The 9,621-nt window shown below is 62.4% G+C and carries 7 protein-coding genes and 1 pseudogene; 6 read left to right on the top strand and 2 right to left on the bottom strand.

Annotation, left to right across the window (positions count from 1 at the left end):
- Both K8W16_RS11965 and K8W16_RS11960 read right to left on the bottom strand, forming a co-directional pair.
- Positions 1–411: pseudogene (locus K8W16_RS11965) on the bottom strand (hypothetical protein); the annotation flags it as partial.
- A 683-nt stretch (positions 412–1,094) separates the two neighbouring features.
- The gene (locus K8W16_RS11960) at positions 1,095–1,598 is read right to left on the bottom strand and encodes an HD domain-containing protein (protein ID WP_304124158.1); all 504 of its coding nucleotides are present in this window, start codon (positions 1,596–1,598) and stop codon (positions 1,095–1,097) included.
- 791 nt (positions 1,599–2,389) lie between these two features.
- On the opposite strand from K8W16_RS11960, the gene K8W16_RS11955 reads away from it, so the two are divergent.
- From K8W16_RS11955 to K8W16_RS11930, 6 genes are all read left to right on the top strand, one after another.
- The gene (locus K8W16_RS11955; RefSeq protein ID WP_304124157.1) at positions 2,390–3,055 is read left to right on the top strand and encodes an ATP-binding protein; all 666 of its coding nucleotides are present in this window, start codon (positions 2,390–2,392) and stop codon (positions 3,053–3,055) included.
- A 1,049-nt stretch (positions 3,056–4,104) separates the two neighbouring features.
- Positions 4,105–4,971 carry a site-specific integrase gene (locus K8W16_RS11950; protein WP_304124154.1) on the top strand — a complete coding sequence of 289 codons (867 nt, stop codon included), beginning with the start codon at positions 4,105–4,107 and terminating at the stop codon, positions 4,969–4,971.
- Positions 4,968–6,386 carry a mannose-1-phosphate guanylyltransferase/mannose-6-phosphate isomerase gene (locus K8W16_RS11945; RefSeq protein WP_304124152.1) on the top strand — a complete coding sequence of 473 codons (1,419 nt, stop codon included), beginning with the start codon at positions 4,968–4,970 and terminating at the stop codon, positions 6,384–6,386. The genes K8W16_RS11950 and K8W16_RS11945 overlap by 4 nt, the downstream gene beginning before the upstream one ends.
- A complete protein-coding gene (locus tag K8W16_RS11940; protein ID WP_304124150.1) occupies positions 6,383–7,732 on the top strand; it encodes a phosphomannomutase in 1,350 nt (449 codons plus the stop codon). Before K8W16_RS11945 ends, K8W16_RS11940 begins: the two co-directional genes overlap by 4 nt.
- A 27-nt stretch (positions 7,733–7,759) precedes the next feature.
- Positions 7,760–8,791: a GDP-mannose 4,6-dehydratase gene (gmd, locus tag K8W16_RS11935; protein WP_304124148.1), complete on the top strand. Its 1,032-nt coding sequence runs from the start codon at positions 7,760–7,762 to the stop codon at positions 8,789–8,791.
- A gap of 59 nt (positions 8,792–8,850) precedes the next feature.
- Positions 8,851–9,621: GDP-mannose 4,6-dehydratase (locus tag K8W16_RS11930; RefSeq protein ID WP_304124146.1), on the top strand; the 771-nt coding region annotated here is incomplete at its 3' end.

Below are 9,621 nucleotides of genomic sequence, written 5' to 3'. Positions count from 1 at the left end.
TTTTATGTAATCATTGGGGGGGAGGAGCGGAATGTGCTTGAACCGTGCTTTGCTCAGGGTGGAATACAGATTATAGACCATGCTCACGTCTTTTAAAATGACGCGGAGTCCGCCTATGTCCTGCATGGTCTCCAGGCCCATACGCGGGTAGCGCTTCAGCTTCTGGACGATGGAAGGCAGTCTTTTCAACCGCTGCGCTATAATGGGGTCGTCATAGTCCGATTTCTTCACCTTACCGCGGAGGTATGCCTGAAATGTATTGATGGGGTAGGAGTGCAGCGCCCTCCACCGGGAGAGGGTGGCAAGGGCCAGATCCATTTCTTCAGGGGAACTTTTTTCTTTTCTGAGAATACTGCCTGCTTTATGGACCGAACTTTTGCTGGGGACTTCCACGGGGGTGACGTCATTCATGTCTTTCTCCTGCTTTCCTCCGTCCGTTACGCATTGAGTGGCGGGGCATGCCTCGGAGGCACGTTCTGGGCGACGCCCTTGCAACGATGCGGCATGTCTGCCGGGCGAGGCTGTTCTTTTCCGAATTTTCCCTGAGGTTTTCTCCATCGGGAAGCTTTCCAAAAGTCGAAGACCGTGGCCGTCGGGCTGTTGTCGCCTTTTTTCGGAGGGCATCTCTCGTCAGGCGGGCTGTTTCCGCCTTCTTTGCAGTAGAAGGAATTTTGCCTGCCGTGGCAAGAGATTTTAATGGAAAATTTCTTATAGATATGTCAAGAAGATATGCTGCGGCACAGGCCCTCGGGACATTTGGGGGCGTGCGGCAGGGGAGGGCGGGCGCAGGGGAAAAGGCCGGCGCGGGGGGAGGCTGCTTCGGCAGGCGGGGGTATCGCTTCCCTGCCCAGGATGCTTCGGCGGCGCAGGGGAGCGCGGGCGCAGGGAAAATTCCGGGGCTCCCGTGCCTCGGGCCCGGCAGGGAGGAGCTGAGGGGCAGGAGGAGGGCGCGGGGAGGCAGAGAGGATGCCCCCTGCGGCCCCAAGGGGGAGCCGCGCAGAAAAAGAGGCGGCGCATGGCACGAAGGCTGAAAGCTGCGCGCCGGGGCCGGGCGGATTGCCTTCCTTATGCAGAAGGGGCCGGGCTTTTCCGGCTCAGTCTTCGCCCTTCATGCCGAACATGGCCCTGCACAGGGCCTTGCCGCTTTGGGTGGAAAACACGCGTTCCAGGGCCGCGCGCACAGCGGCGGGGCTTTCGGCGTCGTCATACAGGTTCACCAGAAAATCCGCCTCCACGAGGATGCGGTAGTCCGCGCCGTCCATGTTGCTGTAGGTATGGTGATGGCCCACAAGGTAACAGACGCGCTCCACCACGTCGGGGGGCAGGGAAAGCCCTTCCAGGAGCTTCTTCGCTTCCGCCGGGCCTTCCTTTTCCTGGAGGGAGCCGGGGCAGCGGCCGTATGTTTCCTCCGCCTTTCGGATGCCGATATCGTGCACCAGCGCAGCAACCTCAAGGGTGAACTGCGTCTTCTCATCCAGCCCCTCCGCGTGCCCCAGAAGGCGGGAGAAGGCGTGCACCCCGGCAAAATGCCGTATGCGCCGCGCGTCGCCGGAAAAATACTCCGTTACGGCAAAAAAGATGCGGTCAATGTCGTTCATGAAACATTCCCTGAAGGTTGGAAAATTTCCCCTCAGGGGGAAAAGCCGGGAACCTGGCGGAACCTTTCCCCCTTTTCCTCGGGAGGGCCCGCCCCGGCGCGGCCCGCGGCGCACAGGGCCGCACGGCGTCCGAAAAGCCCCGCACAGGAAGGGGGAAGGCAGCCTTCCCGGGCGCGGAAACGGCTCCTGCCCGGGCCTGCCTTTTCCCGCCGGGCGTCCCCCCCTGCGGGAGGGCCTGCCGGAAGGGGCGGGCCGTTTTCCGGGGCCCGCAGGCGCTTTTGCCGGTGTACGTCGGGGAAAAAGGGCGCGTCAATGCCTGTAGTCACGGCGCGTTCCCCTTGCCCGCGGCAACATCATTCTTATGTTTATGTTCTGCGGCAGAGCAGTCCGCGCGTAAAGGGCGGGAGGGCGCGGGCATCCTGCCCGGGGAATGATTCCCCGAGGGCCCGCCGCTTCCGCGCTGCGCTTTTCTGTACCCCCGCAGGCCCGGCCTCCCGGCACGGGCGGCGCAATGTTCCCGGGGAGTGCCCTTCCGCGCGGCATGGCCGGGAACCTGCCGGAGAGCGGCGGGCCCTGGGAGAGGGCGGAGCGCAGGCTTTCTCATCCCGGCGGCGCAGGCCTTTGCCGCGTCCTGCCGCTTCGGGAAAAGGCAGGCGCACGGGCCGCTTCCCAAAGGCTTCGGAGCGCTGCCGCCAAGGGCCCGGGAGCCGGAAGGGGCGCTTTTACCGGAAGAGGGCAGGGCATGCGCTTGTTGCCCGCAGAGAGACACGACAAAAACATCAGGAGAAACCATGCTCAGAAGGATCATCCATATCAATGAGGAAGCGTGCACCGGCTGCGGCCTGTGCGCCGCGGCCTGCCACGAAGGGGCTATCGCCATGGTGGACGGCAAGGCACGCCTGGTGCGCGACGATTACTGCGACGGCCTCGGCGACTGCCTGCCCGCCTGCCCGGCCGGGGCGCTTTCCTTCGATTTCCGCGAAGCGGACGCCTACGATGAAGAAGCGGTGAAGGCGCATCTTGAAGGGCAGGGCCGCGCGCTTCCCGCCGAAGGGGCCGGGGAGATGAGGAGCGAACTGCGCTTCTGGCCGGTGCAGATCAAGCTTGCGCCGGTGAACGCACCCTATTTTCAGGAGGCCGACCTGCTCATCGCGGCGGACTGCACGGCCTACGCCTTTGCCGACTTCCACCGCCGCTTTATACGCGGCCGCGCGGCGCTCATCGGCTGCCCCAAGCTCGACGGCGTGGACTATGCGGAAAAACTCGGGGAGATTCTGAAGCGCAACACTGTGCGCAGCATCACCGTCACGCGCATGGACGTGCCCTGCTGCGGCGGCATGGAAAGCGCGGTGCGCCGCGCCGTGGCCTCGTGCGGGCGCGACATTCCCTGTGAAGTGCTGACCATAGGCAGAAACGGCGAAATCCTGCCCGAGGCCCCGCTTCTGCGTACCCTGTAGCCGTTTTCCTGCGCGCGAAGGGCAGCCCGCGCGCCGGGCCCCGCCCGGAGGACGTTTCCCCGCCCCGCAGGCCGGAAGGGCGTGGACGCCCGGCAAGCCGCACAGCGTCGGAGGCGCTTCCCCTTTCCCGGGGAGGCGCTTTTTTTTGCGCTCTTTTCCCGGCCGCAGGGCGCTTTTTGCGCCGGGGCGCGGCGGCCGCCCCATGGCCTGAGGGAAGGCGCGGGGCGGATATCCCGCTTCCCCGGGGGAGCCGTGCGCCCCATGCAGCCTTCGCACATGCGTCTTTCCCTGTGCCGGGAGCTGTGCGGAAGGGCCTGCTTTTTTCATGAAAAGCGCTTCTTTCCCCTTCCCGCCCCGTTTGCGGCAAGGGCGCGGGGCGTTTTTCCCTCCGGCGCCGGAGGGGCTATCACAACTATTTGAAAAAATCAAATTTTAGGATTTTCCTGCCTTCTTTCCGGGGCGGCGCGCTTCCTCCGGCCTGCCCCGGCGCGCCCCGTCGCGCGGCCGTGAAGCTCCCCGCGCGCGGGCCATGCCTAAAGTAAGTAATGACGTATCTCCATGATCAACGCGAAGCTCCCCGCGGGGGGGGGGAATAGCTAATTGATTCCATTCTAATTCGCGTTTTAAAGCTCCCCGCGGGGGGCGGAATCCTGCTTTTTCCGGGGCGCGGCCGTGCACGCCTCTTTTTCCCCCAGGCCTTTCTTGCGGCAAGGGCGCGGGGGCGGAGCCCCTCCGATACGGCAGGCCGACGCGCTTTTTCTGCGGAAAAGGCCCTCCGTGCCCCGGCCTTCTTCCCCCTTGCCGCGCAGGCGGGGAAAAGCTCGGAAACATACCAGCCCCCTTCCCTTGCCAGATATGACGAAAGAAGAGCGGTGCGCCTGTAACCTGTCGAAAAGGTGTACTTTTTGGACACCAGTAATTGTGTCAGTCGTTTGCTCGTCCTATATCAGGGAAGCTCCGAAAATTCCAGTAAAAAAATAATACTCTCCTGCCCGAAAAACGGCCTGTCCAAAAAGTACACCTTTTCGACACACGGGGCGGAAGAGAACATGTCGGAAAACATACGGAACGGCATCGGCGGGCAGGTTGCCGGCGGTTCGCTTTTGTTCGGGGATTTCGTCCAAAAGCGCTATCTGCCCTTTGTGCGCGAAAACAAGCGCAGCTGGAAGACGGACGAACGCTATCTTTCCGCGCATGTTCTGCCCTATCTTTCCGCGCTCCCCCTTGCGGAGGTGAACGCCGAGGCCCTTGAGAACTGGCTCGACACGCTGGAAATCACAGGGCTTTCCCCTTCTTCCTGCTACCGCATCTTCTGGCTGGTCAAGTACATCCTGAACTGCGCCGTACGCTGGCATGTGCTGCCCGACGACAGCGCCTTCAAGAACGCCGTCTGTACGAGAAAGCAGAAGCGCCGCCCGGAAACGCTTTCTTCAAAGGAGGCTCTCGCGCTCATCCGCCTGCTCGAAGAATATTCCGACAGGCCCAGCGCCCGGGCCATTCATCTGCTCCTGCTTACCGGGGCAGGCAAATCAGAGATTCTGAACGCCCGATGGGAAGATGTGGACCTGAAGCGGGGCACCCTCCTCACCACCAGGACCTATACGGGCCGAAGCCGTCTCATCCCCCTCAGCAACGAAGCCGTGAAACTCATAAGGCGCCTTCCCCGCCGGGAGCATGTCCCCTGGCTTTTCTCTTCCCCTTCGGGCAAGCGCCTTGTTTCCCTTTTTTATACCTGGGATCTGCTGCGCCGGAAAATAGGCAGGCCGGAACTGCGCCTCGCGGATCTGCGCCATTCCTTCGCGGGCTTCCTCATCAATATGGGCATACAGCGGAGCGAGCTTGTCGCCATCATGGGGCACTACATGCCGGGCACGCTGGAAATCGTCAAACAACATCACCATACGGAATCACTATGAATATTCAGCCGGTCATTCTCTGCGGCGGGTCGGGCACAAGGCTGTGGCCCGCCTCCCGCGCCAAGTATCCCAAGCAGTTCATGATCCTTGGCAACGGCGATACGCTTTTCAAGGAAACCCTGCGCCGCACCGACACGCTCCGGGATACGGAAGCGCCCATCGTGGTGAGCAACGACGCCTACCGCTTCTACGCCGGGGCCTCCATGCGCGAGGAGGGCAGGGCGGGTTCCATCATCCTTGAGCCCATGAGCCGCAACACGGCGCCCGCCATAGCCCTGGCGGCCTTCGCAGCCCTGGAGGAGCGCGATTCGCTGCTGCTCGTGCTGCCTTCCGACCACAGGTTCGCGCACCCGGAGAAATTCTGTGAAGCCGTGGAGCTGGCCCGCCCCTCCGCAGAGGCGGGCATGCTCGTCACCTTCGGTATACAGCCTTCCGGCCCGGAAACGGGCTACGGCTACATCAGGCGCGGCGGGGAAAGGGAAAAGGGCGTGTTCAGGGTGGAGAGCTTCCTGGAAAAACCCTCCCTCGAAAGGGCGTCCGCCATGCTCGCCGAAGGCGGCTATGACTGGAATTCCGGCATATTCTTCTTCAAGGCGTCCGTATACCTGGAAGAACTCGGGCGTTTCGCCCCTGATATCCGGCAGGCCGTTCAGGAGGCGTGGAAAGAGCGCGTGAGCGACCTCGGCTTCGTCCGCCCCGGGGCGTCCTTCTGCCTCAGCCCCTCCGATTCCATCGACTATGCCGTGATGGAACGCACGGAAAAGGCCGTGGTCGTGCCCGTGGACTGCGGCTGGAGCGACCTCGGTTCCTGGGAAGCCTTTTATGAGGTTTCGCCCAAGGATGAAAAAGGCAACGCCTGCGAGGGCGACGTGATCACGGAAAACGCGCGGAACTGCTACCTGCGCAGCTCCGGCAGGCTCATCGCCGCGCTGGACGTGCACGACCTCGCTGTGGTGGAAACGCGCGACGCCATTCTCGTCACCGACCGCCGCAAGTCGCAGGACGTGAAGCATGTGGTGGAAAAGCTGAAGCTGGAAAAGCGCCCGGAATACGACATTCATCTCAAAGTGTACCGCCCCTGGGGCAGTTATGAGACTCTGGTGCTTTCCGACCGCTTCCAGGTCAAGCGCATCGTGGTGGACCCGGGCGAGGAAAATTCCCTTCAGCTCCACTATCACAGGGCGGAGCACTGGATCGTGGTGAGCGGTACGGCGGAAGTGACCATAGGCGACACGGTGCGCCTGCTCACGGAAAATGAATCCATCTATGTGCCGCTCGGCACGAAACACCGCATCAAGAATCCCGGCACCATTCCGCTGGTATTCATCGAGGTACAGTCCGGCGCCTATCTCGGGGAAGACGATATCGTACGCCTTCAGGACGATTACGGCCGCGCCGGGGAGGTGAAGGCATGAACCTTTCCGGCTTCAAGGCCTACGACGTGCGGGGCCGCTATCCTTCCACGCTGGACGAAGAGCTGGCCCGGAACATCGGCTTTGCCTTTGTGCGCGAATTCGGGGCAAAGCGCGTGGTCGTCGGGCACGACGCGCGCCTTTCCGGCCCGGCCCTGTACGGCGCGCTCGCCGAGGGCCTGCGGGCCGCGGGCGCAGACGTGACGGGCGTGGGCATGTGCGGCACGGAGGAAATCTACTTCGCCGCCTTTGCCGGAGATTTCGACGGCGGCATCATGGTCACGGGCAGCCACAATCCGGCGGATGAGAACGGCTTCAAGATGGTGCGCCGCGGGGCCGTGCCCGTGAGTGGGGATTCCGGGCTCTTCGCCATACGGGGCCGTATCGCCGCAGGGCAGGACATTCCCGCCGCTCTCGCCGGGGGCTTTTCCGAGGCGAGCTTCCGCGGGGCCTATCTGGAACACCTTCTCGGCTATGTGAGGCCGGAAACGCTGAAGCGTTTCCGCATCGTGGCCGACCCGGGCAACGGCTGCGCCGGGCTTGTGGTGAAAGAGCTCGCCAAGCGCCTGCCTCTGGACATCCGCATCATTCATGCAGAACCGGACGGGACTTTCCCCCACGGCGTGCCGAACCCCCTTCTGCCGGAAAACCGCGCCCTCACGGCGCAGGCAGTGCGGGAGCTGAAGGCCGACTTCGGCCTCGCCTGGGACGGCGATTTCGACCGCTGCTTCTTCTACGACGCGGAAGGCCGCTTCATCGAGGGCTACTACCTTGTGGGCATGATCGCGGAAGCGCTTCTCGCCTCCCATCCCGGGGCGAAGATCATCCACGACCCGCGCCTTGTCTGGAACACGCGGGAGGTGGTGAAAAAGGCGGGCGGCATACCCGTGGAATCCAAAACCGGGCATGCCTTCATCAAGGAGAGAATGCGCGCGGAAGACGCCCTCTACGGCGGCGAGATGAGCGCGCACCATTATTTCCGCAATTTCGCCTACTGCGATTCGGGCATGATCCCGTGGCTGCTCGTGGCGCAGTTGCTGAGCGATTCCGGCAAAAGCCTGGCCGAATGTGTGGACGACAGGATGCGCGCCTTCCCGTGCAGCGGCGAGATCAATTCCCGCGTGGACGACATGGCCGCCGTCATCTCCCGCGTGGAGGCAAAGTACGCCCCCCTTCCCGGCGCGGAAGCCACCCATATCGACGGACTCTCCGTGGCCTTCCCCGAATGGCGCTTCAACCTGCGCGGCTCCAACACCGAGCCCATCCTGCGCCTCAACGTGGAAAGCCGGGGCAACGCCGCCCTCATGGAAGAGAAAACCGAAGAACTGTTGAAGGAAATCCGGGGATAAGCCCGATAAAACATAAAGGAAGGACTCATGAAAACCGCTCTCATCACCGGCGTTACCGGCCAGGACGGATCCTATCTCGCCGAATTTCTGCTGGAAAAAGGATACGACGTGCACGGCATCGTGCGCCGCTCCGCCACGGAAAAGCGCGACCGCATCGACCACCTGGAAGGCAACCCCCGTTTTCACCTGCACTACGGCGATCTTTCCGACTCCATGAGCCTTGTGCGCATCGTCGGCCTGGTGAAGCCCGATGAACTCTACAATCTTGCCGCGCAGAGCCATGTGCAGGTGAGCTTTGAGGTGCCGGAATACACGGCCGACGTGGTGGCCACGGGCGTTCTGCGCGTGCTTGAGGCCGTGCGCCTCTGCGGCCTGGAAAAGACCTGCCGCGTCTACCAGGCCTCCACCTCCGAACTCTACGGCAAGGTGGAGGAATGCCCGCAGAGCGAGACCACGCCCTTCCATCCCTATTCCCCCTATGCCGTGGCCAAGCAGTACGGCTTCTGGATCACCAAGGAATACCGCGAAGCCTACGGCATGTACGCCTGCTCCGGCATCCTGTTCAACCATGAATCGGAAAGGCGCGGCGAAACCTTCGTCACGCGCAAGATCACCCTTGCCGCCGCACGCATCGCCCAGGGCAAACAGGACAAGCTGTACCTCGGCAACCTTTCCGCCCTGCGCGACTGGGGCTATGCCAAGGACTATGTGGAATGCATGTGGCTCATCCTGCAGCAGGATGAACCGGAAGACTTCGTCATCGCCACGGGCGATCAGCACTCCGTGCGCGAATTCTGCACCCTTGCCTTCCGCGAGGCGGGCATCGAACTGGAATTCCGCGGCGAAGGCGAGGCGGAACAGGGCATCGACAAGAAGACCGGCCGCGTGCTCGTGGAAGTCTCGCCCAAATTCTACCGCCCGACGGACGTGGTGAACCTCTGGGGCAACCCCACCAAAGCCAGGACCAAACTGGGCTGGAACCCCACGAAGACCTCGTTTGAAGAGCTGGTAAAGCTCATGGTTCGGCACGACATGGAACTCGTGAAAAACGAAAAGTAATACGATGGCGGCGGAGGTTACCTCCCCCGCCGCTTTCCTGCCCGGGATACGTTGATACCATGAAAAAATACCTCATTACCGGCATCGGCGGCTTTGTGGGCCGCTACTTCTGGGAATACCTGCTGGAACACGAGCCGGAAGCCCAGGTACTCGGACTCGACATGATGCAGGTTGCGCCGTGGACACATCCGTCCTTCCGGTATTCCCAGCTCAACCTGATGGACGCCCCTGCTCTGCGTGGCATCATTGCGACCTATCAGCCCGACTATATCGTACATCTGGCCTCCATCAGCTCCGTGGGGCAGAGCTGGAAGGCTCCAGCCGCCTGCTTCACCAATAATACCACCATATTCCTTAATCTTGTGGAGGCCGTGCGCGCAGAATGCCCCTCCGCCCGGCTGCTTTCCATCGGCTCTTCCGAGGAATACGGCAACTACCCCCCGGAAGCCATGCCCCTGCGGGAAGAATACGAGCTTCGCCCCTGCAATCCCTACGCCGTGGCCCGGGTGGCGCAGGAAATGCTCTCCAGACTCTACGCCGAAAGCTACGGCCTGAACATCATGATGACGCGCTCCTTCAATCATATCGGGCCGCGCCAGAAGGATGTATTTGTCGTGCCCTCCTTCGTGAAACAGCTGGTCGAAATAAAGAAGAACGGCGGCAAAGGCACCATGCGCGTGGGCAATATCGACATCATACGCGATTTTCTCGACGTGCGCGACGTGGTGGATGCCTACTACCGCATTCTCACACAGGGAACACCGGGCGAAGTGTACAATGTGTGTTCGGGACAGGGAATAAGACTTGGAGATATCATCGCCAAGGTGGCA

Origin of the sequence: Mailhella massiliensis, from assembly GCF_020741395.1 — a bacterium.
In the GTDB taxonomy this organism is placed as follows: domain Bacteria; phylum Desulfobacterota; class Desulfovibrionia; order Desulfovibrionales; family Desulfovibrionaceae; genus Mailhella; species Mailhella massiliensis_A.
The sequence above is the reverse complement of the archived record's forward strand: the minus strand, read 5'-3'. Positions and strand labels throughout refer to the sequence as shown.

Bases quoted from the DNA above. Each gene is read 5' to 3' on its own strand.
- K8W16_RS11945 (WP_304124152.1), top strand. From the start codon at position 4,968: ATGAATATTCAGCCGGTCATTCTCTGCGGCGGGTCGGGCACAAGGCTG.
- K8W16_RS11955 (WP_304124157.1), top strand. From the start codon at position 2,390: ATGCTCAGAAGGATCATCCATATCAATGAGGAAGCGTGCACCGGCTGC.
- K8W16_RS11960 (WP_304124158.1), bottom strand. From the start codon at position 1,598: ATGAACGACATTGACCGCATCTTTTTTGCCGTAACGGAGTATTTTTCC.
- K8W16_RS11940 (WP_304124150.1), top strand. From the start codon at position 6,383: ATGAACCTTTCCGGCTTCAAGGCCTACGACGTGCGGGGCCGCTATCCT.
- K8W16_RS11950 (WP_304124154.1), top strand. From the start codon at position 4,105: ATGTCGGAAAACATACGGAACGGCATCGGCGGGCAGGTTGCCGGCGGT.
- gmd (WP_304124148.1), top strand. From the start codon at position 7,760: ATGAAAACCGCTCTCATCACCGGCGTTACCGGCCAGGACGGATCCTAT.